20 protein-coding genes are annotated in these 24,312 nt (G+C 73.6%); 10 read left to right on the top strand and 10 right to left on the bottom strand.

The window, feature by feature from the left end:
• The first annotated feature begins 95 nt into the window (after nt 1–95).
• Nucleotides 96–1,859 (top strand): aspartate--tRNA ligase, encoded by a 1,764-nt coding sequence (gene aspS / locus QHG49_RS17105; protein WP_145486941.1) that lies wholly within the window; start codon nt 96–98, stop codon nt 1,857–1,859.
• Between the two features lie 60 nt (nt 1,860–1,919).
• Here aspS and QHG49_RS17100 read toward each other — a convergent pair whose 3' ends face one another.
• From QHG49_RS17100 to QHG49_RS17085, 4 genes are all read right to left on the bottom strand, one after another.
• Nucleotides 1,920–2,618 carry a hypothetical protein gene (locus QHG49_RS17100; protein ID WP_145486942.1) on the bottom strand — a complete coding sequence of 233 codons (699 nt, stop codon included), beginning with the start codon at nt 2,616–2,618 and terminating at the stop codon, nt 1,920–1,922.
• Nucleotides 2,619–2,718: 100 nt separating this feature from the next.
• A complete protein-coding gene (metG, locus tag QHG49_RS17095) occupies nt 2,719–4,449 on the bottom strand; it encodes a methionine--tRNA ligase (RefSeq protein WP_145486943.1) in 1,731 nt (576 codons plus the stop codon).
• A 127-nt stretch (nt 4,450–4,576) separates the two neighbouring features.
• Nucleotides 4,577–6,856, bottom strand: a complete 2,280-nt coding sequence (locus QHG49_RS17090; RefSeq protein ID WP_370530475.1) for a VWA domain-containing protein — start codon at nt 6,854–6,856, stop codon at nt 4,577–4,579.
• Nucleotides 6,857–7,161: 305 nt separating this feature from the next.
• Complete coding sequence (locus QHG49_RS17085) at nt 7,162–7,950, bottom strand: alpha/beta fold hydrolase (protein ID WP_159703256.1); 789 nt, start codon at nt 7,948–7,950, stop codon at nt 7,162–7,164.
• Nucleotides 7,951–8,049: 99 nt separating this feature from the next.
• Here QHG49_RS17085 and QHG49_RS17080 point away from each other — a divergent pair, with 99 nt between their 5' ends.
• Nucleotides 8,050–9,417: a PLP-dependent aminotransferase family protein gene (locus QHG49_RS17080; protein WP_301490210.1), complete on the top strand. Its 1,368-nt coding sequence runs from the start codon at nt 8,050–8,052 to the stop codon at nt 9,415–9,417.
• Here the strand turns inward: QHG49_RS17080 and QHG49_RS17075 are convergent.
• Nucleotides 9,305–10,240, bottom strand: coding sequence for a hypothetical protein (locus QHG49_RS17075; RefSeq protein ID WP_159703262.1), 936 nt, complete (start codon nt 10,238–10,240; stop codon nt 9,305–9,307). The genes QHG49_RS17080 and QHG49_RS17075 overlap by 113 nt on opposite strands.
• A 79-nt stretch (nt 10,241–10,319) precedes the next feature.
• Nucleotides 10,320–10,802, bottom strand: a complete 483-nt coding sequence (locus QHG49_RS17070) for a hypothetical protein (RefSeq protein ID WP_145486948.1) — start codon at nt 10,800–10,802, stop codon at nt 10,320–10,322.
• 193 nt (nt 10,803–10,995) lie between these two features.
• Between QHG49_RS17070 and QHG49_RS17065 the strand changes: the two genes are divergently transcribed.
• A complete protein-coding gene (locus QHG49_RS17065) occupies nt 10,996–12,189 on the top strand; it encodes a PP2C family protein-serine/threonine phosphatase (protein WP_159703268.1) in 1,194 nt (397 codons plus the stop codon).
• Between the two features lie 152 nt (nt 12,190–12,341).
• A complete protein-coding gene (locus QHG49_RS17060) occupies nt 12,342–13,598 on the top strand; it encodes a hypothetical protein (RefSeq protein ID WP_301490209.1) in 1,257 nt (418 codons plus the stop codon).
• A 161-nt stretch (nt 13,599–13,759) separates the two neighbouring features.
• On the opposite strand, the gene QHG49_RS17055 is transcribed toward QHG49_RS17060, so the two are convergent.
• Nucleotides 13,760–15,019 carry an amidohydrolase gene (locus QHG49_RS17055; protein WP_301490208.1) on the bottom strand — a complete coding sequence of 420 codons (1,260 nt, stop codon included), beginning with the start codon at nt 15,017–15,019 and terminating at the stop codon, nt 13,760–13,762.
• Between the two features lie 57 nt (nt 15,020–15,076).
• Nucleotides 15,077–15,256, bottom strand: a complete 180-nt coding sequence (locus tag QHG49_RS17050) for a hypothetical protein (RefSeq protein ID WP_145486953.1) — start codon at nt 15,254–15,256, stop codon at nt 15,077–15,079.
• 112 nt (nt 15,257–15,368) lie between these two features.
• Here QHG49_RS17050 and QHG49_RS17045 point away from each other — a divergent pair, with 112 nt between their 5' ends.
• The gene (locus QHG49_RS17045) at nt 15,369–16,712 is read left to right on the top strand and encodes a helix-turn-helix domain-containing protein (protein ID WP_301490207.1); all 1,344 of its coding nucleotides are present in this window, start codon (nt 15,369–15,371) and stop codon (nt 16,710–16,712) included.
• 90 nt (nt 16,713–16,802) lie between these two features.
• On the opposite strand, the gene QHG49_RS17040 is transcribed toward QHG49_RS17045, so the two are convergent.
• Nucleotides 16,803–17,591 (bottom strand): hypothetical protein, encoded by a 789-nt coding sequence (locus QHG49_RS17040; RefSeq protein ID WP_145486957.1) that lies wholly within the window; start codon nt 17,589–17,591, stop codon nt 16,803–16,805.
• Between the two features lie 193 nt (nt 17,592–17,784).
• Here QHG49_RS17040 and QHG49_RS17035 point away from each other — a divergent pair, with 193 nt between their 5' ends.
• The 5 genes from QHG49_RS17035 (at nt 17,785) to QHG49_RS17015 (ending at nt 23,094) form a co-directional block, all read left to right on the top strand.
• Nucleotides 17,785–18,753, top strand: coding sequence for a nucleoside hydrolase (locus tag QHG49_RS17035; protein ID WP_301490206.1), 969 nt, complete (start codon nt 17,785–17,787; stop codon nt 18,751–18,753).
• Between the two features lie 94 nt (nt 18,754–18,847).
• Nucleotides 18,848–20,494 carry a glycoside hydrolase family 13 protein gene (locus QHG49_RS17030; RefSeq protein ID WP_301490205.1) on the top strand — a complete coding sequence of 549 codons (1,647 nt, stop codon included), beginning with the start codon at nt 18,848–18,850 and terminating at the stop codon, nt 20,492–20,494.
• Between the two features lie 133 nt (nt 20,495–20,627).
• A complete protein-coding gene (locus tag QHG49_RS17025; RefSeq protein ID WP_159703289.1) occupies nt 20,628–21,329 on the top strand; it encodes a DUF6445 family protein in 702 nt (233 codons plus the stop codon).
• A gap of 41 nt (nt 21,330–21,370) precedes the next feature.
• Nucleotides 21,371–22,048, top strand: a complete 678-nt coding sequence (locus tag QHG49_RS17020; RefSeq protein ID WP_159703292.1) for an SDR family NAD(P)-dependent oxidoreductase — start codon at nt 21,371–21,373, stop codon at nt 22,046–22,048.
• 107 nt (nt 22,049–22,155) lie between these two features.
• The gene (locus QHG49_RS17015) at nt 22,156–23,094 is read left to right on the top strand and encodes an MIP/aquaporin family protein (protein ID WP_159703295.1); all 939 of its coding nucleotides are present in this window, start codon (nt 22,156–22,158) and stop codon (nt 23,092–23,094) included.
• 45 nt (nt 23,095–23,139) lie between these two features.
• Here the strand turns inward: QHG49_RS17015 and QHG49_RS17010 are convergent, their stop codons facing one another.
• Complete coding sequence (locus tag QHG49_RS17010) at nt 23,140–24,207, bottom strand: CdaR family transcriptional regulator (RefSeq protein ID WP_145486966.1); 1,068 nt, start codon at nt 24,205–24,207, stop codon at nt 23,140–23,142.
• Nucleotides 24,208–24,312 lie beyond the last annotated feature (105 nt).

Below are 24,312 nucleotides of genomic sequence, written 5' to 3'. Positions count from 1 at the left end.
TGGGGTGCCCGGTACCCTTGGATCAGATCAGCCGGGTCGGCAACCCGGGCGATCACCACCTCGAAACCCGCACCCACGAAGGACGATGAACGACGATGCATCGGTACAGGTCCCACACCTGCGGCCAGCTCCGCGCCTCTGACGTCGGCACCGACGTCCGGCTCAGTGGCTGGCTGCACAATCGGCGCGACCTGGGCGGCATCCTCTTCATCGATCTGCGCGACCACTACGGCATCACGCAGCTGGTCGCCCGCCCCGGCACCCCCGCCTACGAGGCCCTGGACAAGCTCTCCAAGGAGTCCACGGTCCGTATCGACGGCTCCGTTGTTTCACGTGGAACCGAGAACGTGAACCCGGACCTGCCGACCGGCGAGATCGAGGTCGAGGTGACCGAGGTCGAGCTGCTCGGCGCGGCCCAGCCCCTCCCCTTCACCATCAACGCCGAGGACGGGGTCAACGAGGAGCGGCGCCTGGAGTACCGCTTCCTCGACCTGCGCCGCGAGCGCATGCACCGCAACATCATGCTGCGTACGGCGGTCATCTCGGCGATCCGCCACAAGATGACCGCGCTCGGCTTCAACGAGATGGCGACGCCGATCCTGTCCGCGACCTCCCCCGAGGGCGCCCGCGACTTCGTCGTCCCCTCCCGGCTGAACCCCGGCAAGTTCTACGCCCTGCCGCAGGCCCCGCAGCAGTTCAAGCAGCTGCTGATGATCTCCGGCTTCGACCGCTACTTCCAGATCGCGCCCTGCTTCCGCGACGAGGACGCCCGCGCCGACCGTTCGCCGGGCGAGTTCTACCAGCTCGACGTCGAGATGAGCTTCGTCGAGCAGGAGGACGTCTTCCAGCCGATCGAGAAGCTCATGACCGAGCTGTTCGAGGAGTTCGGCGGCGGTCGCCATGTCACCTCCCCCTTCCCGCGGATCCCGTTCCGCGAGGCGATGCTGAAGTACGGCTCCGACAAGCCGGACCTGCGCGCCAAGCTGGAGCTGGTGGACATCACCGATGTCTTCGAGGGCTCGGAGTTCAAGGCGTTCGCGGGCAAGCACGTGCGCGCGCTGCCGGTGCCGGCGGTCCAGGACCAGCCGCGCAAGTTCTTCGACCAGCTCGGTGACTTCGCGGTCACGCTGGGCGCGAAGGGCCTGGCCTGGGTCCGCGTCGGCGAGGACGGCACGCTGACCGGCCCGATCGCGAAGTTCCTCACCGAGGAGAACGTCGCCGAGCTGACCAAGCGCCTCTCGCTCGCCCCCGGCCACGCGATCTTCTTCGGCGCGGGCGAGTACGACGAGGTCTCCAAGATCATGGGCGCGGTCCGCGTCGAGGCCGCCAAGCGCGCCGGCCAGTTCGAGGAGAACGTCTTCCGGTTCTGCTGGATCGTCGACTTCCCGATGTACGAGAAGGACGAGGAGACCGGCTCGATCGACTTCTCGCACAACCCCTTCTCGATGCCGCAGGGCGGTCTTGAGGCCCTGGAGACCCAGGACCCGCTGGACATCCTGGGCTGGCAGTACGACATCGTCTGCAACGGTGTCGAGCTGTCCTCCGGCGCGATCCGGAACCACGAGCCGGACATCATGCTGAAGGCGTTCGAGATCGCGGGCTACGACCGCGAGACCGTCGAGGAGAAGTTCGCGGGCATGCTCCGCGCGTTCCGCTTCGGCGCCCCGCCGCACGGCGGCATCGCCCCCGGCGTGGACCGCATCGTGATGCTCCTCGCGGACGAGCCCAGCATCCGCGAGACGATCGCCTTCCCGCTCAACGGCAACGCCCAGGACCTGATGATGGGCGCGCCGACCGAGCTGGACGAGTCCCGCCTGCGCGAGCTGCACCTGAACATCAGGAAGCCGCAGCCGAAGTAGTCCGGCCGGCCGCTGTCGTGAAGACGCCCGGAACCCCTCGGGGTCCCGGGCGTCTTCGCGTCACTCGGCGTCTTCCGGCCCGTCCTCCTCCTCGTCCGGGCAGGCCCCGTCCTCCAGCAGCCGCTCGGCGATGTCGTCCGACCAGTGCTGGGCCCAGGCCCGCAGCCCGGCGATCTCCGCCTCGTCCAGGCCGTAGCGGGTGAACTGGCTGTCCGGGTAGAAGTCGGTGCCGGTGAGGCGGGACTGGAGGGTGGGCAGGTCGAAGGTGTCATGGGTGTGCCGGCGGCCCAGTTCCTCCAGGTCGGGCAGCGAGAACCGGGCCGCCGCGGCCCGCGCGTCGATCAGGTCGACGGCCGCGCCCCGGTCGTAGAGCGCGCGGATCTTCGTGCCGACGGCGTCCTCCAGGCACAGGGCGGGCCCGTACCCGGTGAGGTCCGGCGGCCCCCACAGGCTCTCCTTGTGCAGCGCGAGGACGTGCGGCTCCCCGGTCGGCGGGTCGGAGACGGTCAGCCGCGCGGTGCGCGCGGTCGCGTCCCCGGCCCGGACGGTACGGCCCCGCGCCTCCAGGGCGGCCGTGACCGCGGCGGCGATGCCGGCCATGTCCTCGGCGCTCTCGGTCGCGAGGTCGACATCCGCGTGCGGACGCCGGACGAGTCCGTGCGCCTCGAGCGCGTATCCGCCGGCGAGGACCAGACCATGCGGTCCGCCCGCCGTGACGGCGTCCGCGATCAGCCGCCGGTGGGGTTCGGGAAGGTTCACGGGATCCGCACTCTGCCAGGGGGAACGGGGGCGGTGGAGACGGGCAGGGCCCGGAAGCCATGATGGCGTTCCGGGCCCTGGTGTGTCGTCGCGACCCGGCTCAGGCGGTCGGTTCGGCCTTGTCCTCGCCGCCGAAGCGCTCCTTGTAGGCGGCCAGGTCCTCGTCCGTCAGCTTGGCGAACAGGACCGGCGGGACCGTGAAGGGGGTGCCGGCCGGGACCGAGGCGAGGGACTTGGCCTCGTCCGCGCTCACCCAGGTCGCGGTGTCCGACGCGAGGGCGAAGGCACCGCGCATGGCCGCCGCCGTGGCCGGGATCAGGGGCTCGGAGACGACCGCGTAGAGGTGGATGAGATTCATCGCCGTGCGCAGGGTGAGGGCCGCGCCGTCCTTGTCGGTCTTGATCTCCAGCCAGGGAGCCTTCTCCTCCAGGTAGGAGTTGCCGGCCGACCACAGCGCGCGCAGGGCGGCCGCGGCCTTGCGGAACTGGAGGGCCTCCATCTGGGACTCGTACTCCGCGAGGAGCCGCGCGATCTCCTCGCCGAGCTTCGCCTCCGCCTCGCCCGGCTCGCCGCCGGCCGGGACGTCGTCGCCGAAGCGCTTGCGGGAGAAGGACAGGACGCGGTTGACGAAGTTGCCGAGCGTGTCGGCCAGGTCCTTGTTCACCGTGGCGGTGAAGTGCTCCCAGGTGAAGGACGAGTCGTCCGACTCCGGGGCGTTGGCGATCAGGAAGTAGCGCCAGTAGTCGGCGGGCAGGATCGACAGGGCCTGGTCGGTGAAGACGCCCCGCTTCTGCGAGGTGGAGAACTTGCCGCCGTAGTACGTCAGCCAGTTGAAGGCCTTGACGTAGTCGACCTTCTTCCACGGCTCGCGCACGCCCAGTTCCGTGGCCGGGAACATCACCGTGTGGAACGGGACGTTGTCCTTGGCCATGAACTCCGTGTAGCGCACGTCGGTGTCGACGTCGTACCACCAGGACTTCCAGTCCCGGCCGGCCGGGTCCTGGTCCGCCCACTCCTTCGTCGCGCCGATGTACTCGATCGGGGCGTCGAACCAGACGTAGAAGACCTTGCCCTCGGCCGCCAGCTCGGGCCAGGTGTCCGCCGGGACCGGGACGCCCCAGTCCAGGTCACGGGTGATCGCACGGTCGTGCAGGCCCTCGGTCAGCCACTTGCGGGCGATGGAGGAGGCCAGCTGCGGCCAGTCGTCCTCGTGCCGGGCGACCCACGCCTCCACCTCGTGCTGGAGCTTGGACTGGAGCAGGAAGAGGTGCTTGGTCTCGCGGACCTCCAGGTCCGTGGAGCCGGAGATCGCGCTGCGCGGGTTGATCAGGTCGGTCGGGTCCAGCACACGGGTGCAGTTCTCGCACTGGTCGCCGCGGGCCTTGTCGTAGCCGCAGTGCGGGCAGGTGCCCTCGACATAGCGGTCCGGGAGGAACCGGCCGTCGGCGGGGCTGTAGACCTGCCGGATCGCCCGCTCCTCGATGAAGCCGTTCTCGTTCAGCTTGCGGGCGAAGTGCTGGGTGATCTCGCGGTTCTCGGCGGAGGAGCTGCGGCCGAAGTAGTCGAAGGCCAGCGCGAAGCCGTCGTAGACCGCCTTCTGGGCGTCGTGCGCCTGGGCGCAGAACGCGTCCACGGCGAGACCCTGCTCCTTGGCGGCCAGCTCGGCGGGGGTGCCGTGCTCGTCGGTGGCGCAGATGTAGAGGACGTCGTGGCCGCGCTGGCGGAGGTACCGGGAGTACACGTCCGCCGGGAGCATGGACCCCACCATGTTGCCCAGGTGCTTGATCCCGTTGATGTACGGAAGGGCGCTGGTGATGAGGTGTCGAGCCATCGGGGGCTGCTCCCAGGTCGGGTTGTTTTACGAACCTTGAAATGGTAGCCGAGACGGGTGGGCCGCCCGCTTCCCGTTTTACAGGGTGGGAAGGGGCGGCCGGTGACTGGACGGGGTTGCCTCGCGGCTACGGGCGCCAGGTGGCGAGGACGCCCTCGTAGAGTTCCGTGTCCGTCAGTTCGCGGGGGGTGGGACCCGCGTGGAAGAAGGCGGTGTTGGGGGTCTTCAGCTTGCGGAGGTAGTCGAAGGCCTTGTTGTCGAGGTCACCGAAGGCGACGAAGGAGAAGAACACCGTGGGGTGGGACTTCGCGGCGGCGGTCAGAGCCTGGGTCGCGGGGGTCTTGGCGTCCGGGGCGCCGTCGGTCTGGAAGACGACGAGGACGGGGGTGCCGGGGGCGACGTTCGCGTCGTAGTGGGCGAGTACGGCTTCCACGGCGGCGTGGTAGCTGGTACGGCCCATACGGCCCAGGTCCGCGTGGGTGTCGTCGATCCGCGTCGCGTGGTCCGGGGTGAGGGTGAGGTCGGTGGTGCCGTCGACCTCGGTGGAGAAGAAGACGGTGTGGACCGCGGCCTCGGGGTCCAGGTGTGCGGCGAGGGCGAGGGTCTGGTCGGCGAGGGCCTGCGCGGAGCCGTCCTTGTAGTACGGGCGCATGCTCGCGGAGCGGTCCAGCACGAGGTAGAGCTTCGCTCGGGTGCCGGTGAGGTCGGTGTTCGCGAGGGGGGCGGTGGCGGCGGTGTAGGCGGTGGTGAGGGTGGGGGCGGATTCCTTGAGGGTGGGGAGGGGGGTGGCGGGGGTGCGGGTGCCGTCTGTGCGGGGCACGCCTTGGCCGACGGCGGGCTGGGGGGAGTCTTCGTTCCCACCCGCGCCACCCGTGCGAGGGGTTTCGGAGGCGGGGGCCGCCTGTGGGGCGCGTTCGCCGTCGGCGGCTTGCGGGTCGTGGGGGGTGTGGTCGTCCCCACCCGCGCGGGTTGCGTCGTCGAGTGCGGGTGCGACCTGTGGGGCGCCTTCGCCGTCGGCGGCTTGCGGGGGGTGGGGGGCTTCGGCGGGGGCCGGGGAGGTGGGCTCGGTGACGGGAGTGTCCGCCGTCGCCTCCGGCTCGGCCTCGGTCGGCTCCGGGTCGGGGGTGGCCTTCGGCTCCTCGGCGGACGCGGGTTCCGTGGGGGCGTCCGTTGCCGTCGGGTGCGAGGGCTCCTCGTCCGTGGAGGTGGTGAGTGCGGCGGTGGCCTCGTGCGTCTCTTCGGAGACCGGCTCCGGGGACGTTTCGGCCTCGGCCTCCGACGTCTCCGTCGTCGGCTCCACGTCGGAAGCCGGCTCGGGGGTCGGTTCCGTCCGCTCCGCGGTCTCGGTCTCGGCCTCCGGCCGGAGGTCCGCTTCGGCTTCCGCCTCGATCACAGGCTCAGCCGTGTCCGCGGCCTGTGGCTCGACGGCCGTCTCGGGCCCGGCTTCGGCTTCGGCGTTCTCCTCGGTCTCGACCGGGGCATCGAGGGCGGTCTCGGCGGCTGCTGCTTCAGGTTCCGGGTCCGGCTCGACGTCCGCCTCGGGCTTGTCCTCCGCTGCCACCTCGGCCTCTACCGGCGCATCGGCGGCGGCTTCGGTGACTGCTGCCTGAGCTTCCGGGGCCGGCTCGACGGTGGTCTCGGGCTGCTCCTCGGTCGCTACCGGAACTTCAGCCTTCGGCTCGTTGTCCGCTGCCGCCTCAGGCTCGGGCGTCGGGTCGGCTTCGGCTTCGGCCTTTTCCTCGGTCTCGACCGGGGCATCAAGGGCGGCCTCGGCGGCGGCGGCCTCAGCGACCGACTCGGCTTCGGCTTCAACGGTCGTGTTGGGCTCGGCCTGCTCCTCGGTGGGAGCGCCGGTCTCTGCCGCGACCTCGGCCTCAGCGTCCGCCTGCGGTTCGGCGTCCGGCTCGGCCTGGGCCGCGACCGTCGTCTCAGGCTCTGCCTTCGACTCGGCCTCGGCTCCAGTTCCTACGGCAGGCTCGGCCTCAGTCGCCACCGCCGCCTCGGGCTCAGCCGCTGCCTCCGCCTCGGCGTTGTCCTCGGCCGCACGCTCAACCTCGGCCTCTCCCTCAGCCTCGGCCTCGACGTCGGCCCCGGTCTCAACCTCGGCCTCTCCCGCAGTCTTGGTCTCGACGCCGGCCTCGGCCGTGCCCCCGGACTGTCCCTCGGAGTCGGCCTCCCCCTCGGCCTCTCCCTCAGCCTCGGCCTCGACGTCGGCCCCGGTCTCAACCTCGGCCTCTCCCACAGCCTTGGTCTCGACGCCGGCCTCGGCCGTGTCCCCGGCCTTTTCCTCGGCGTCGGGCTCGCCCTCGGCCTTTTCCTCGGCGTCGGGTTCGCCCCCCGCCTCTTCCTCGGCGTCGGGCTCGTCCGCCTGCCTCGGTACCCGGATCTTGTCGAACGCGGCTGCCACCAGGTCGTGTTCCTCGGTGGTCGTGGCGTCCTGTTCGAGGGACGGGGACTCGCGGGGTTCCGGGATCGTGGGGGAGGCTGCGGCGGACTCGGCGGGGGACGAGGCCGGCGGGGTTGTCTCCGGTTGGGTCGTCGCACCCTCTGCCTCGGCGGCCCGGGGTTTGCGTGAGCGGCCGAATGCGTTTCGCAGGAGAGTGAGAATGCCCATGTGTGCAACCCTTCGCTGAGGTGACACCGTCAATCGCTGGCCAGGACGGACACGTAAGGTTAGCGGCCCTGGATGCGGTGCCCCGTCCGCGTCCGTGCCTACGCGGTGCCGTCCACGCGCAGCAGAAAGGCGTGCAGCGCGCGGTCGAACTCCTCGGGACGCTCCAGATTCGGCAGATGCGCCGCGCCCTCGACCACCTCCACGACGGAGCCCGGCACCGTGGCGCCCAGGGCCTCGGCGTCCGAGACGGGCGTATAGGTGTCGTCGGCGCCGACCACGATCAGCGTCGGGACCGTGACCCGGGCCAACACGGGCCGGTAGTCGGGGCGTTCGGCACGGCCGCGCAGCGACGCCGCGGCGCCCTCCGGGGGCGTGGCCGTCATCATGCCGTGGACATGGGCCTTGACCCGGGCGTCGGCGTACGGCGCGACCATCCGTTCCAGCACCTCGTCGGCGTACCCCCGCATCCCCTCGGCGAGCAGCCGGTCCGCCATCGCCCGCCGGCCCCGCTTGCCCTCGGGCGTCTCCGGGGTGGCGAAGGTGTCCGCGAGGACCAGGCCCCGGATCCGGTCGCCGAGGCGGTCGCAGCACTCCATCGCGATCTGGCCGCCCATCGACAGCCCCGCCGGCACGAACGTCTCCACGCCCAGGAAGTCCAGGAGTGCGGCGAGGTCGTCGGCATGGCGGGCGAACGGGACGGTACCCGGGGTCACCGGTGAGGCGCCGTAGCCGCGCAGATCCGGGGCGATCACCCGGCGCTCGGCCGAGAACCGCGTCACCTGCGGGTTCCACATCGTGCGGTCGAAGGGGTGGCCGTGGAGAAGGAGAAGAGGGGCCCGGTGGGAGGTTTCGGGGCCTTTGTCGGTGTAGGCGAGGTAAGGGGGCATGTGGGTGACCCTAGGCGGCTCAATTCCTCGGTGCAATAAGATCTTTGCCCTCGGTGCAATCCACGACCGCGCCGGGAGTGCGGGACAACAGGGGGAACTGTGAACGACTACCGGCGTATCGCCGACCGAATAGCCGCCGACATCGCGAGCGGACGACTGCGCGCGGGCCAACGGCTGCCGCCGCAGCGGGCGTTCGCGCGTCGGCACGGTCTCGCGCCCTCCACCGCGGGGCGGGTGTACGGCGAACTCGTGCGCCGGGGACTGGTGGTGGGGGAGGTCGGACGCGGGACGTTCGTACGGGCCGGGGCGCCGGACGGGCAGTCCGGGCACGCCCTGACCGAGGCGGCGGGCGACGAACCCGTGAATCTGGAGCTCAACTACCCTTATCTGCCAGATCAGTCGGAGATGCTGAGTCCGGCGCTCGCGTCGCTCGCGCGGTCGGACGCGCTCGGCGGCGCGCTGCGGCCGGCCTCGGTCGCGGGGACGCCGGCCGCGCGGGAGGCGGTCGCCGGGCTGCTCGCCCAGGGCGGTGTGCGCGCCGACCCGGAGCGGATCCTGTTCACCGGCAACGCCCGGCAGGCCATCGCCGCCACGCTCGTCTCCCTCGTCCGGCCCGGCGGCCGGGTCGGCGTCGAACCGCTGACGTATCCGCTGGTCAAGGAGATCGGCGCCCGGCTCGGCCGGACCCTGGTGCCGCTCGCCATGGACGAGGAGGGGCCCCGCCCGGAGGCCCTCGCCGCCGCGCACCGCGCCGCCCCGCTGTCCGCCCTCTACCTCCAGCCGACCCTGCACAACCCGACCACGCTGACCATGAGCGCGAGCCGCCGGGCCGAGGTGGCGGATGTCGTCCACAGGCTGGGGATACCGGTGATCGAGGACCGGATCTGGTCCTTCCTGCACCCGCCGGCCGAGACGGGCGCGCCCCCGCTCGCCGCCCTCGCCCCCGGTCTCGTCCACCTCGTCGACGGCCTCTCGAAACGCGTCGCCCCCGGGCTCACCGTCGGCTTCGTCGTCGTACCCGGGGACCGCACCGAGGCCGTGGCACGGGCGATCCGGTCCGGGGGCTGGAGCGCGGGCGCGTTCGCGCTGGAGGCGGCGGTGCGCTGGATCGGCGACGGGACCGTGGAGCGGCTGGTGGCGGCCAAGCGGCGGGATGCCGCCCGGCGCCGGCGGCTGCTGGCCGAGGAGCTGGCCGGGTACGCCGTACGGTCGGACCCGTTCTCCTATTTCGCCTGGTGGGAGCTGCCGGCGCCGTGGCGGGCCGACACCTTCGCGGCGGCGGCGCGGGAGCGCGGGATCGCGGTCACGCCGGGCACCGCGTTCGCGGTGGCGCCCGGCGGGGCGCCGGGCGCGGTCAGGCTTGGACTCGGGTCGGTTCCTGAGCCGGAGCTGGCGCGGGCTCTTTCGGTCCTCGCAGCCGTCGCACGAGGCGGGCGGGCCGCAGGTTCCGGGTCAGCCAGGTGGTGAGGGCCACCGTGAGGCCGAGGACCAGCAGCAGCCAGGAGGCGGTGCGCAGGGTCCCGGTCAGGGCGTCGTAGACGGCGCCCGCGGCCGGGTGGGGTACGTCGGAGGGCAGGCCGGCGAGGGTCAGGGAGCGGCCGACGGCGACGGCGAGACCGAGCAGCGCGCCCGCGAGGGCGGTGCCGAGGGCGGTCGCGGCGATGGCCCGGCGGCGGCGCACGGCCAGGGCGATCCCCGCGGCGGCGAAGACCACGGCCGCGAGCGGAAGCCAGAATCCGGCGACTTCGAGCACGTGGAACCCCTTTCGTAGCGAGGTCAGTTCGTCGGCCGGGAGCACGGCGACCGCGGTGTGCTGCACCGGGATACGGGCGGCGAGCGGTATGTGCTCGTCGCTGAGCTGCTGCTTGACCTGGGCGGTGACGGGGGCGAAGTCCACGGTGACCGGCTCGGCGGCCGCTTCGTCGCGGTCGTCGCGCAGGGCCCGCAGCACCGTGTCGTGGGTGACCCGGTTACCGGCGTCCCAGGCGAGCCTGAAGGCCTGGGTCTGGGTGAAGGAGCGCACGGCGTCGTGCACGAAGGGCCGTACCGAGCCCCGCAGCGGGCCGGTGTCCAGCCCCCGCCCCGCCTCGCGCAGCAGGCTGTCGCCGACGGCGTCCGCGACGGCGTCCCGCACGTCCGGGTCGGCGGCGAGCGGGGCCATCGTGGTGACGTACCGGCCCGTGTCGGTGAGCCCGTACGCCGCCCAGAGTGCCAGCGCGCCGAACGGCACGAGCAGGCAGGACAGGGTGATCAGTACGGCCGACAGGGCGCTCCTCAGGCGTGACGGCACCCTCCCAGGCAACGGCCTGCGGGCCCGGCGCGCGACCGGAGTGCGTCCGCTCGGGCGAACCGGGTGGATCGCGCCCGCCTCAGCGGATCCGCCGCCCGAAGGCGTCCTCGCGGGTGTAGTACCGGTAGAAGAAGACGACGAAGGTGGCCCCGGCGATCAGCAGGGACATCAGGATGGAGCGCAGGATCGAGTGGTCGCTCTGGGCGTAGAGCCAGCCGAAGGCGATGCCGACGAACGCCGTCCACAGCAGCGCGTGCGCCTCCCGGATCATCCGGGGGGCCAGCGTCAGCAGCGCGACGCAGACCACGGCGAAGACGAGGGCGCTGACGAACCCGAGCAGCAGGTTCCAGCCGGTGATGGGGCCGCCCGCGCGGTTGTCGGCCGCCACCCAGTAGCCGTAGACCAGGGCCAGGGCGACGGGGATGGCGATCCGGGCCAGGCGATGGGTGCGGGCGTCGAGGATGTCGGGTGTCCGCCGCTGGTCGGGGGAGGTGCCGGCCTGCACCTCGGGTGCCGGGCCGCGCCGGGGCATTCCGCCGGATGTGGGTGCCGCGTGAGCCATGAGAGCACTCCTCTCTCCTCGCCCCCGTTCCGCTATCCAATGCACACCTGGGAGCACGCTCCGGCAAGTCGGCCGGGCCCCCGGGCCCAAAATCACGGGGAATCCGGGCCCCTGACGCCGGATACCCCGCCGATCTGCCGTGTCGCTCCCCGGAACCTGGAGACTCGGACGACGTGAGCGGAAGGACCGAGCCGTGAACAGGGTGAAGCACCCGCGGCGCCCGGCAGGCATCGGCGGGCGCGGTCACGGCTGGCTGCTGCCGGCGCTGCTGCTCGTCGCCATCGCCGCGCTGGACCTGGAGACCGGCGCGCAGTTCCGCATCGTCTCCTGGATCGTCCTGGTGCCCGGCCTCGCCGCCGCCGTCTGCGGGGTGGGCACGACGGCCGGGTTCGCGATGGTGTCGCTGGTGGCGTACGTCCTGGTGGACAACGCCTGGCCCGACCAGTACAAGGCGGGCCTGCCCGACTTCGTCCTCGTCGCTCTCGGCGGCGTCCTGGCCACCCTGACGGCGGCGCTGCGCGTGCGGCAGGAACGCCACATGCTGCGCATGGAGCACGTCGCCGAGACCACGGTACGGGCCGTGCTGCGCCCCCTGCCCGAGCGCTGGGCCGGGCTCGAACAGGCCGGCATGTACCTCGCCGCGGATGTGGAGGCGCAGGTCGGAGGCGATTTCTACGACATCCAGCCAGGCCCGTACGGCATCCGGGTGCTTCTCGGCGACGTGCAGGGCAAGGGGCTCGGCGCGGTGGACGCGGCGGCCGCGCTGCTCGGCACCTTCCGGGAGGCCGCGTACCACGAGAAGGATCTCGGGACCGTCGGCGAGCGGCTGGAGATCCGGATGCTGCGGCACCGGGTGCACTCCGCCGCGATCGGCCGCCGGGACGTGGACCGGTTCGCCACGGCGGTGCTGGCCGACTTCTCCTGGGGCGAGCGCGGGACGGTCGACGTCGTCAACTTCGGGCACGGGGCACCGCTCGCGGTCGGGCCGCGCGGGGTGCGCGAGCTGCCCAGCGGGGACGGGGCGCCGCTCGGGCTGTGCGAGCTGGTCGGCGGGCTGCCGCCGGTCCACCGGGTGCCGCTCGCCGAGGAGGAGACGCTGCTGGTGGTCACCGACGGGGTGACCGAGGCCCGCGACGGCGGGGGCGAGTTCTACGACCTGATCGGCGACATCGCCCGCGCGGTCGCCGCCGATCCGCGCTGCGCCGAACCCAGCCGGCTGATCCGGCGGGTGCGCGACGGGGTGCTGCGGCACAGCGGGGGCCGGCTGGCCGACGACACCACGGCCTTCGCGGTCCGCCGCCTGCCGGAGACCGAGGAGTGCCCGGGGACCGAGCCGCTGCCGGATATCGGGTCGGCACCGCGGCCGCCGGGGACCCGGATCCCCTGAGGGGGCAGTCCCGGGGGACCCGGGGGGCAGCCCGAAGCGCCCGAACGGGGACGTTCCCCGGGCTGAGGCGCGTCGCGGGGGTCACAGCGGCTACGGTGCTGACGGGAGAGAGCGGATCCGCAGGGACCGCAGCGCCTACAGGGGGAGGGACCATGCCCGGAACCGTGCTGCTGCTCGCGGCCTCGCCGCTGGGCCGGGGACGCCTGGTGGACGCGGCCGCCGTGCTGCCGGTGCTGGCCGCCGTCGCCCCCGCCGTGCTGTCCGGCGCCGACACCGCCAACGTCGTGGAGCTGGCGGACCCGGTGGAGCCCCAGGGCGTCCTCACCCGGCTGCGCGCCGCCGCGGCCGCGCCGGGACCGCTCACCGTGTACCTCACCGGCCAGCTGCACCTGGACCGCCGGCAGCGGCTGCCGCATCTGGCGCTGGCCCGCACCACCTCGGCCACCGTCCGCTACACCGCGGTGCCCTGGCACTGGATCCGCGAGGAGCTGCGGCTGCGCGCCCCCGGGCAGACGGCCCTGGTGGTCGACCTGCACGCGGACCCGGAGGTCTGGCGCCACCTGCACGAACACCCGCTGGACTGCGGCCGCACCACCGCGGTCTACGGCCGGATCGCCCCGCCGCACGGGCGCCGGGGCCCGGCCGAGCCGTCGTACATGAAGACGGTCGCCACCCTGCTGCGCAGCGGGCACCGCCCCCCGCTGGACGACCTCCACCAGCAGGCGCTCGCCCGGATCCCGGAGGAGATCCCGAGCAACATCCTGCTGGCCCCGGTCGCGGCGACGGCCCCGCAGCCGTATCCGGCGATCCCGCACCCGACGCCGGGCGGGGATCCCGGGTTCGGGCCGGCGGTGGGCGCGCAGCAGACGTACGGCGGTCCCGTGGGCGGGAGTGCGGGCGCGGGTACGAGTACGGGCGCGGTCGTGGAAGCGGAGGCCCCGCTCGACATCCCCGCGCAGCCCGAGCCGCCCGCCCTGGAGAACCCCGCCCCCGACCCCCACGCCGCCATCAGCACCGCCGTGCGGGCAGGGCGGCACGAGGAGGCGGACGCGATCGCCGCCCGGCACCAGGAAGCCGCCGCGGACGAGCACGGACCGGCCTCCGAGGACGCCCTGCACTGGGCCGAGGTCCGCGCGGATCTCGCGATGTTCGCGGGCGACGCGGCGCGCAGCTGCCAGGGCTGGATGGAGGTCGCCGAGCACCGGCTCGCCGCCGGGCAGCAGGCGGACGCGCCCGCCGTGGAGGCCGCGGTGGACCGGGCGCACCACCAGTGGGGCCGGATCGAGGAGGCGGCGCGGGCCCGTGAACTGGGGCCCATGCTCGCCGGGTTGCGCGCCCGGGTGCCGGGGCGCAGGCAGGGCGCGCTGGAGGACGTACGGCGGCAGCTCAGGGAGCTTCAGCGGATCTGAATCCGAACCGCCGCCGTACGACGGCTGTTTGGTGAAGGTGAGGTACTTCCAGGCGCCGTACGTCGTGGAGTTCACGATGTCGGCGCCTTCGGGCACGGCCCGCGCGCGCCCCGGCTGCGCGGGACCTGTCTGTTCTCCGTGGCGCGTGTGCGACGAGTGGGTCACGCCTGCGACAACAGGGCCAGCGCCCCCGAGACCAGGGTGCGCACGCCCGGCGCGACGGTGGCCGGGTCGGGGGCGAAGTGGGGGCTGTGGTTGCTGGGGACGGCGGCGAGCTTCTCCGGGAGGGTGTCGCCGGGCGCCTCGTTCCAGGTGTCGTGGGGCGTGGTGGTGACGAACCAGTACGAGTAGGGGAGGGCGCCGTCCAGGGCGAGTTCGGGGAAGTCCTCGCTGCCCATCGCCGGGCCGGGGTCGAACACCGTCGCCGCGCCGAAGAGTTCGCCGTGCACGGCGGCCACGGTGGTGTCGGTGGGGGCGTCGTTCACGGTCACCGGGAAGGTGGCGCCGATGGTCACCTCCGGCTCCCGGGGGCAGCCGGCGGCCAGGCACTCGCCCTGGGCGATCCGGCGGATCGCGGCCAGCATCCGCTGCCGTACCGCCTCGGACTGGGTGCGCAGGTTCAAGGCGATGCGCGCCTCGTCGGGGATGATGTTGTGCCGGGTGCCCGCCTCGATACGGCCCACCGTGAGGACGGCGGACTCGCCCGCGGCGACCTCGCGCGAGACCACGCTCTGCAGCCGGGTGACGAGATAGGCGGCGGTCACCACCGGGTCCACGGTCGCCTCGGGGCGCGAGCCGTGGCCGCCCCGGCCGTGCACCACGATGTCCACGTCCGTCGCCGCGGACATGATCAGCCCCGGCACGTGCGGGTACAGGCCCGCCGGGCCGGGCGCGGCGTGCTGGCCGAGCAGGACGTCGGGCCGCCCGAAGCGCTCGTACAGGCCGTCCGCGAGCATCCGCCGGGCGCCCTGTCCGGACTCCTCGGCGGGCTGCCCCACCACCAGCAGGGTGCCGCGCCAGGTGTCCCGGCCCGCGGCGAGCGCGGCGGCGGCCCCGGCCAGCCAGGTGACGTGCAGATCGTGCCCGCAGGCGTGCATCACGCCGTCGGCGGTGGAGGCGTACGGCAGCCCGGTCGCCTCGGAGACGGGCAGCGCGTCCATGTCGGCGCGCAGCAGCACGGTGGGGCCGTCGCCGTTGGCCAGCCGCCCGACGACGCCGGTGCCGCCGACGCCCTCCGCCGTCTCGAACCCGGCGTCCGTCAGCCGCCCGGCCAGCTTCCCGGCGGTGCGGTGCTCGCGCAGGGACAGCTCGGGGTGCCGGTGCAGGTCCCGGTAGAAGTCCTCCAGGCCGGGGAGCGGGAGGTCGGCGGTGAGGTCCCGCGCGGTGCGGGCGGCGGCGGAGGCATGGGCGGCAGAGGTCATGCGGGCAGGTTAGGCGGGTGGCGGGGATTGCGACACCGGTGGTCCCCGTGGTTCCGGTCAGCGGCCGGCCGCCGCCGGGGCCGAGGCGGTGACCTGCGCCTCGGGGGGCGCCGGTGCCATGGCGCGGGCCGGGCCCGCGTTGGCCGCGAGTATGAGGGACGCCGCGGCTATCACGGCGGCGGCGACGGCCCTCCGCGCGGTGGAGTGTCCGTAGGGAGCGGATGGACGTCCGTACACGGCGACCTCGCAACACGACAGCGGCGTATTAAGCAGGTTTAATCCGCCGTTTAACCTAGAGGCATTCCGAGCCGAACGGCAAGGTCCGGCGGGCCAGTTGGGGGGTGCTGCGGTGCGTGAGCGGGACGATCCGGAGACGGTGGGGCGGCGGGTGCAGCGGCTGCGCGCGGAGCGCGGGCTGACCCAGCGCCAGCTGGCCGAACCGGCCTACACACCGGCGTACATCTCCACCCTGGAGGCGGGCCGGGTGCGCGCCTCCGACGAGGCGCTGCGGCACATCGCGCGGCGGCTCGGCGTGAGCTTCGAGGAACTGGCCCTGGGCCGCCCCGCCCATCTCGCCACCGAGCTGCGGCTGCGGCTGACCGAGGCCCGGCGGACGCTCGCGGCCGGGCGGGCCGAGGAGGCGGCCGGACGGTACACCGAGCTGCTGGCCGAGGCGGAGGCGCACGGCCTGGCGGGCGAGCAGGCGGCCGCGCTGCTGGGCCTTGGCGAATGCGCCCTGGAGACGGGCGAGTTGGCGAGCGCGCACACCCACTTCGAGCGCGCCGAGGAACGCCTCGCGGACGCCTCCCCCGCGGCCCGCGCCCCCGCCGTGCGCGGCCGGGCGGTCGCCCACTACCTGGCGGGCGAACTCCGGTACGCCGTCTACCTGCTGGAGACCACCCTCGACGAACTCAACCGGGGTGGCCTGTCCGACCCGGACGCGCTGCTGCTCCTGTACGCCAGCGTCATCGGCCCCTACCTGGACATGGGCGCTCACGCGCGCGCCGCCCAGGCCGCCGAGTTCGCGCTCGCGCTCGCCCCGCGGGCCGGGGACCCGGCGCTGATCGCCCGGATGCACCGCTCGGTGGCCCGCACCCTGCTCGCCGAGGGCCGCCCCGCCGAGGCCGACGCCTCCCTCGCCAAGGCCGCCGAGCTGTACCGCCAGCTCCAGCTGCGCACCGAGCTGGCCAACTGCCACTGGATGCGCGGCTATGTGCAGGCGCAGAACGGGCAACTGGAGGCTGCGGAAGCGGAGTTGCGGCAGGCGCTCGCCATGCTCTCCGAGACCAGCGCCGCGCTCTACCGCAGCCAGGCCGCGGTGGAACTGGCCGATGTGCTGCACCGCCTGGGCCGCTCCACGGAGGCCGCCGCGCTCCTGGAGGGGGTGCTGGGCGACTTCTCCTCCGAACGCGGCGCGATGCACGCCGCCGCCGCGCACCGGCTCCTCGGCATCATCGCCGAGGACGCCCGCGACACCGAGTCCGCCGAGGAGCACTACGTCCGCGCCCTCAGCCTCCTGGAACGCGCGGGCGCCGCGGGCGATCTGGCCGACCTCTGCCGCCTCCTGGGCGACCTGCTGCGCCGCACCGGCCGCACGGAGGCCGCCCTGGACGCCTACCGCACGGGCCTCGGCCACCGCACCACCCCCGGCACCACCACCCTGGGCCCGGCCCCGGCCCAGCCACCCCTCTGACCCCGCGCCCCCACCTGCTGCACGCGCCCCCGCCTCAGCCTCCTGCACGTGCCCCCGCCCCCACCTCCTGCACGCGCCCGGCCCCGCTCCCTACACGTCCACCCGCCCCTGCCTGCGCACATCCGCCAGCCGCAGCGCGCCCACCTGCACGGCCGCCTGCGTGGCGTCGTTGGGGACGTCGCCCAGGCCGCCGTTGGTGAAGGCGAAGGCGTCGTCGCCGACGCGGACGGTGGCGACATCGAGGGTGAGGCGGACGTCCTGGCCGTCCTCGGTGGTGGCGGAGACGGTGATGTGCAGGCCCTGGCGGGCGTCGCCGACCTCGGGGAGGGCGAGGTCCGAGACCTGGACGTCCTCCTGGAGGTTCTGCTGGGTGACGGCGTCGAAGCGGGCGCACTTCGCCGGCATGGTGCGCAGCCAGTTCAGCGCGGCGTCCACGTCGGAGGGGCGGCGGGCGCCGATCTGGTAGCGGAGCTGGGCGTCGGTGTCGGCGTCGTCCAGGCCGACGGCGACCCGGGCCGGGCCGCCGAGGAGCTGGTCGCTGTAGAGGGCGTCGAGGAGTTTCTGGCACTCACCGGCCGAGGTGCTCGCCTTCAGCATCCCGTCCCGCCAGGTCGCCGCCCCGCGCGTCGCGGTCCAGGGGGCGCCGAGATCGCTCTGGCCGAGGAGCGCGGCCTGCGCCTGCGCGTCGGTGAGCGAGGACCCGTCGGGCCGGGCGGGGGCCTTGGAACTCTGGGCCGGCCGGTCGATCGTCGGCAGCGGCTGCCGCGCCGTCTCCGGCTGCTTCAGCGTCAGCGCGGCACACCCCCCGATGCCGAGCAGCCCGAGCCCGGTCAGGAACCTCGGCAGCCGACCACGCGGGCGTATCCCCTCGTACCTCACGCTGCCTCCCGGTCCTGGTGCCTCCTCCCACGGCACCACCGTCCCGGCCGCCCCACCAGCGCGGGGCGCCGGACGGGTGAGGCGTCTGGGACCCGTCCGGCGGCGGGCCTCGTACGGCCTGCCTGAACTAGTGTTTGATCCCCTCGCGCCCCCGGCGGGCCGAGCCGCGAACCTCCGTCGTGAAGGAGCCCCCATGCCCGGCCGTCCCGTGCCCGTGATCATGGACTGTGACACCGGGGTCGACGACGCCCTCGCGCTGCTGTTCGCCGTGCGGCACCCCGGGATCGAGCTGCGGGCGGTGAGCTGCGTGGCCGGGAACACCGATGTGGACGGGGTGGTGCGCAACACGCTGACCGTGCTGGAGCAGGCCGGGGCGCCGGAGATCCCCGTGGCGCGCGGGGCCGGGCGGCCGCTGCTGGAGCCGGCCCGGCCCGCCACCCATGTGCACGGGGCGGACGGCATGGGGGACCTGGGGCTGCCCGCCCCGGCCCGGCGGCCCGCCGACGTGGACGCGGTCACCCTGCTGCGCCGGGAGATCCTCGCCTCGCCCCGCCCGGTCACCCTCGTCCCCACCGCGCCGCTGACCAACATCGCGCTGCTGCTGCGCACCCACCCCGAGGTGACCCGCAACATCGAGCGGATCGTCTTCATGGGCGGCGCGGTCGAGGTCGGGAACGCCACGCCCGTCGCGGAGTTCAACGTCTGGCACGACCCGGAGGCGGCCGCCGTGCTGCTCACCGCCGGGGTGCCGATCACGATGTACGGCCTGGACGTGTTCCGGCAGGTGGTGGTGGAGGCCGAGGAGGTGCGGAGGCTGCGGGCGAGCGGGGACCGCGCGGCGCGGCTGGCCGGGGAACTGCTCGCGCACCGTCCGGCCGCCCAGGGCGAGCCGCCCGGGGCGGAGGAGGCGGGCGGGCTCGGCGACGCGGGCGCGGTGTGCGCGGTCGCCGACCCGGGGGGACTGACCACCCGGCTGCTGCCGGTCGAGGTCGCCCTCGCGCCCGGACCGGGCCGCGGGCAGACGATCGTCGACCGGCGGCCCCGGCCGGGCGAGGCCGAGATCCATCACGGCGCGCGTGAACGGCCGCTGATCGACGTCGCGTTGGCGGTCGACGCCCGCCGGTACGCGCGGCTGTACCTGGAGACGGTCGGGCGGCCCTGACACCGGTCCCGGTTTCCAAGGTTCGCTTTCCGGGCAATGTGGACAGATTCTCTACGTCGCGTCCGCTTCGTCCGTCGTACCGAAGGGAACCCGTATGGCAGACCTCTCCTCCAGGAACCCCGACTGGTGGCGGCAGGCCGTCATCTACCAGGTGTATCCGCGCAGCTTCGCCGACGCCGACGGGGACGGACTCGGGGACCTCAAGGGCATCACCCGGCGCCTGGACCATCTCGGGACGCTCGGCGTGGACGCCCTGTGGCTGAGCCCGTTCTACCCGTCCGAACTCGCCGACGGGGGGTACGACGTCGCCGACCACCGGGACGTCGACCCGCGCCTGGGCAGCCTGGACGACTTCGACGCCCTGGTCGCCGAGGCGCACCGGCTGGGCCTGAAGGTCGTGGTGGACCTCGTGCCCAACCACACCTCCCACCAGCACCCGTGGTTCCAGGAGGCGCTGCGGGCCGGGCCCGGCTCCGCCGCCCGCGAGCGGTACGTCTTCCGTCCCGGCCGGGGCACCCGGGGCGAACTCCCGCCCTCCGACTGGCAGTCCGTCTTCGGCGGCAGCGCCTGGCACCGGGTGCCCGACGGCGAGTGGTACCTGCATCTGTTCGCCGCCGAACAGCCCGACCTCAACTGGGACGACGAGGAGGTGCGCGCCGACTTCCGCACCACCCTGCGGTTCTGGTCCGACCGGGGCGTGGACGGCTTCCGCGTGGACGTGGCGCACGGCCTGGCCAAGGAGCTGACCGAACCGCTGCGCGACATCGGCGACATCGGCGCCTCCGGGGAGACCGCGCTGCTCCGCGTCCCGGCCGGCGACCACCCCTACTGGGACCGTGACGAGGTGCACGAGATCTACCGCGACTGGCGCAAGGTCTTCGACGCCTACCGGCCACCGCGCAGCGCCGTCGCCGAAGCCTGGGTCCCCGGCCCCCGCCGCGCCCTGTACGCCCGTCCCGACGAACTCGGCCAGGCGTTCAACTTCGAGTACCTGGAGGCCGGTTGGAGCGCGGCGGAGCTGCGCCGTGTCATCACCGAGGAGCTGGCCACCGCGCGGGCCGCGGGCGCCGCCGCCACCTGGGTGCTGTCCAACCACGACGTCGTACGGCACCACTCCCGGCTGATGCTCCCGCCCGGCACCGACCCCGGCGCCTGGCTGCTGTCCGGCGGTCACGCGCCCGCCGTCGACCGGGAGGCGGGCCTGCGCCGGGGGCGGGCCGCGACCCTGCTGATGCTGGCGCTGCCCGGCTCCTCGTACCTCTACCAGGGGGAGGAACTCGGTCTGCCCGAGGTCGCCGACCTGCCCACCGAGGTGCTCCAGGACCCGATCTGGGAGCAGACCGGGCATGTCCGCAAGGGGCGCGACGGATGCCGGGTGCCGCTGCCGTGGACGGCGGACGGGCCGTCGTACGGCTTCGGGCCCGGCGGTGCCTGGCTGCCGCAGCCGCCCGGGTTCGCGGCGTACGCCGTCGAGGCGCAGAGCGGCGTCGAGGGCTCGACGCTGGAGCTGTACCGCACCGCGCTGCGGCTGCGCCGCAAGCTGCTCGACGGGGAGTCGCTCATCTGGTCGACCAACTCCCCTGAGGGAGTACTGGACTTCCGCCGCTGCGAGGACTGGCGGTGCGTCGTCAACCTGGGGGCGGAGCCGGTGCCGATGCCCGCCGGGGAAGTGCTCCTGAGCAGCGCGCCGCTGTCCGGGGACGGGGGGCTGCCGCCGGACACCACGGTCTGGCTCGGCTGACCCTCGGGGCGAAGGGGCCGGTCACCGGCGGACCGGCCCCATTGCCGTGACTTGGTGTACATGACACATGGTTGGGGAAACGTTGACCGGTCCCCGGGAGAAGGCGGGGAGAACGCGGGCCTAGATTCGCCGCATGCCCCCACAGCCACCTCCCAGGATGCCCGCGGCCCGCCCCTCGGGCGCACTGCCCGTGCTGCCCTACCGCAAGCCCACCAAGGGCCGCGACTACTGGGTCCTGGACGACGTCCTGCCCGACGTGGACGCCGTACGCGCGCGCTGTCTGGCCAAGGACGACTGGGTCGAGGGCTACCCGTACACCTCCGAGACCTGGCCGGGGCTGCGCGCCATGCCGGGGCTCGAACCCGCCGAACTCGCCGTCATCGAACGGCTGGTGAGGAAGGCGACCGGCGCCAAGGAGCTGTGGGTGCAGGAGGCGCCCGGCGGCGGCACGCTCAACCACAACTGCGTGCAGGTCGTCGGCGCGGGCGAGAGCGAGCCCCGCCCGCACACCGACTCGCGCGCGCTGTGCCGGTACGCGGCCGTGCTGTACCTCAACCCGGGCGTCCCCAAGGACTGCGGCACCAGCTTCTACCGCCAGCACCTGCCCGGCGGCCGGCTCGGCGGCAATGTCGTCCAGGCCCCGCACACCAACCTGGTCGAGGCCCTCGGCACCCGCTTCGTCGCCCCGGACGCCTTCGAGGAGGACGTCCGCGTCCCGCACAGGTACAACCGGCTGCTGCTCTACAACGCCAACCTCGTGCACAGCGCGACCGGTTACACCGGCGCCACGCTGGAGGAGAAGCGCATGACGGCCGTCTTCTTCTGGATGGCCTGACCGCCGGTCCGGGGTGCGGGGAGGGCCGGCGTGCGGTACGGATGGTGGGCGTGAGCGCTGTCGCCATCGTGGGCGCCGGTCCCGGACTCGGCGCCGCCGTCGCCCGGCGGTTCGGACGCGAGGGGTACGGCATCGCCCTCGTCGCCCGCGACCGGGACCGGCTGGACACGCTGGTCCGGGAGCTGGCCGAGGAGGGCGTCACCGCGCGCGCCTTCCCCGCCGACGTCCGCGGGCCGGAACGGCTGAGCCGCGCCCTCGCCGACGCCGCACGGGAGCTGGGCACCGTCGAGGTGCTCCAGTACAGCCCGGTCCCGCAGCGGGACTTCATGCGGCCCGTGCTGGAGACCGGCCACCGGCAGCTGGCCGGGCCCATCGAGTTCTCCGTGTACGGCCCCGTCGCCGCCGTGCAGCGGGTGCTGCCCGGGATGCGGGCCCTGGGGCGCGGAACCATACTGTTCGTGAACGGGGGCACGGCCGCCGTGCCGCATGTCGAGCGCACCGGCACGTCCGTCGCGTTCGCCGCGCAGAGCGCCTACGGGCATCTGCTGCACGAACGCCTCGCCGCCGAGGGAATCCATGTCGCGCAACTCGTCGTCCCCGGCGCCATCGTCCCCGGCCACGCCCGCAAGGACCCCGCCGTGCTCGCCGAGATGCTGTGGAGCATGCACCGGGAGCGGCACGGATTCCGGCACTTCGCGGACGACCTCGACAGCCGATGACGGATCACGCGAAGGGGTGACGGCTCCTCGGCCCGTCCTGCATGAAGAGCATTTGTGGGCCAATATGGGGACGTTGGCCGTTTTGCTCCTCTTCAAGGGGGCCGTTCATGGCTGTCGAGATTCCGTCGCTGATCAAACCCGCCAGGCTGCGGGCGCGGGGCGGCCTGCTGGGCGAGTGCCTGGCGGAGTTCCTCGGGACGTTCGTCCTCATCTGCTTCGGCTGCGGTGTGGTCGCGATGGCCGTCGCCGCGCTGCCCGGCTCGGGCCGCGCCGCCACGCCCACCACGATCTTCCTCGCCGCCGGTGACTGGCTGCTGATCACCTGGGGCTGGGCGATGGCCGTCGTCTTCGGTGTCTATGTGGCCGGCGGTGTCAGCGGCGCCCACATCAACCCCGCCGTGACGCTCGCGATGGCGGTGCGCCGCGGCTTCCCCTGGGTCAAGGTGCTGCCGTACTGGTTCGCGCAGCTGGTCGGCGCCTTCACCGGGGCTGCGCTGGTGTACCTGGTCTACCACCAGGCGATCGGCGCGTACGACGCCGCCGCCCTGGGCCCGAAGGTGAACGGTCACACGAACGCCTCGTTCTCCATCTTCGCGACGTTCCCCGCCGAGTACTTCCACGGCGGGATCTGGGGCCCGCTGATCGACCAGATCGTCGGTACGGCGTTCCTGGTGATGTTCGTCGTGGCCGTCATCGACCTGCGCAACCAGGCCGTGCAGTCCAACCTCGGCCCGCTGATCACCGGCTTCATCGTGGCCGCCATCGGCATGTCCTTCGGCGCCAACGCGGGCTACGCCATCAACCCGGCCCGCGACTTCGGCCCCCGCCTGCTCACCTACGCGGAGGGCTGGGGGAGCCTCGCCTTCCCGGGCAGCGTGGCCGGGGTGTTCAGCGACTACTGGTGGATCCCGATCGTGGGCCCGCTGGTCGGCGGCGTCATCGGGGTCCTGGTGTACGACCTGTTCATCGGCGACGTGCTGGCGGCGCGCGCCATGCGGGACGAGACCCCGGAGCCGGGCCGGGCACGCCCGGAGCCGCCGCGGTAGCCCGGGGACGCCTCGGTCTCCCGCGCCGGGCCCGGCCGCGGCACGTCACAGCGGCTGGTTCGGCCAGTCCAGCAGGCGGGCGCCGATCACCGCGGTCTGGAGCATGTAGCGGTGCGCGGGATCGGCCGGGTCGGCGCCGGTGAGCTGGTGGATGCGCTCCAGGCGGTAGGTGAGCGCGCGCACGCTCAGCGAGAGCCGGCGGGCGGCCTCGGCGGCCACGCAGCCGGAGTCGAAGTAGGCGACCAGGGTGTCCAGCAGCGGGACCGCGCCGCCCCGGGCCGCGGTCAGCGGGCCCAGGGTGTGCTGCACCAGGTCGGCCATGGCCTGCCGGTCGCGCGCGAGCACCGGATAGACCAGCAGGTCGGCGGCGCGCAGCACCGGCCCGGGCAGCCCGAGCCGCTCGGCCATCTCCAGCGCGGCGAGCGCCTCCTCGTACGACTGCACGACGCCGCCGGGGCCGGTCCGCGGGCGTCCGACGGCCACCCGGCCGCCCTCGGTGGCGGCGGACGCCTGCCGGGCGAAGTGGTCGAGGACCTCGTCGGTGTCACCGGGCGCGATGCACAGCAGCCGGCCGTTCTTGGTGGTGAGCAGGATGCTGTGGGAGTCGAAGCGGGCGAGCACCTCGGCCTCCACCCGGCGGGCGACGGCGCCGCCCTCGCCGTAGGACTGGGGGCCCTCGGCGACCGCGACGGCGTGCGCGCGCGAGAGCCGCAGCCCGAACCGTTCGGCGCGCTCGGCGAGCCGGCCCAGGTCGCTGCGGCCGTAGAGCAGATCGTCGATGAACTCCCGCCGGGCGGCCTCCTCCCGGCGCACCGTCAGCCGCTGGGCCCGCTCGTAGCCTTCCGCGAACACGTCGACGGCCTGCTCCACGGCGGCCAGTGCCGCGAGGGTGCTCTCGGTGGAACCGGGTCCGACCGGCCAGGCGGCGCGGGCGGCGGCCAGGTGCGCGACGACCAGGGCACGCAGCCCGAGCCCCGCCTCGGCGGCCTGTTCGCCCAGCGTGCGGCGGGTCTTCAGCTCCTCGCGGGTGAGCCGCCGGCCGGTGCTCGCGACCTCGGCCAGCACGCCCGCGAAGCCGTCCAGATAGCGCGCGGATATCCCCTGTTCGCTCACCCTGCCCCTGTTCCCCCGTGATCTTGACGTGCCGGTGACGTTTTCTTAGCGCGCTTCCGGCATGCAGACAGTAGTGAAGACTGCCGGAAACCGGCAATGCGGAAA

Origin of the sequence: Streptomyces sp. WP-1 (assembly GCF_030450125.1) — a bacterium.
In the GTDB taxonomy this organism is placed as follows: domain Bacteria; phylum Actinomycetota; class Actinomycetes; order Streptomycetales; family Streptomycetaceae; genus Streptomyces; species Streptomyces incarnatus.
The sequence above is the reverse complement of the archived record's forward strand: the minus strand, read 5'-3'. Positions and strand labels throughout refer to the sequence as shown.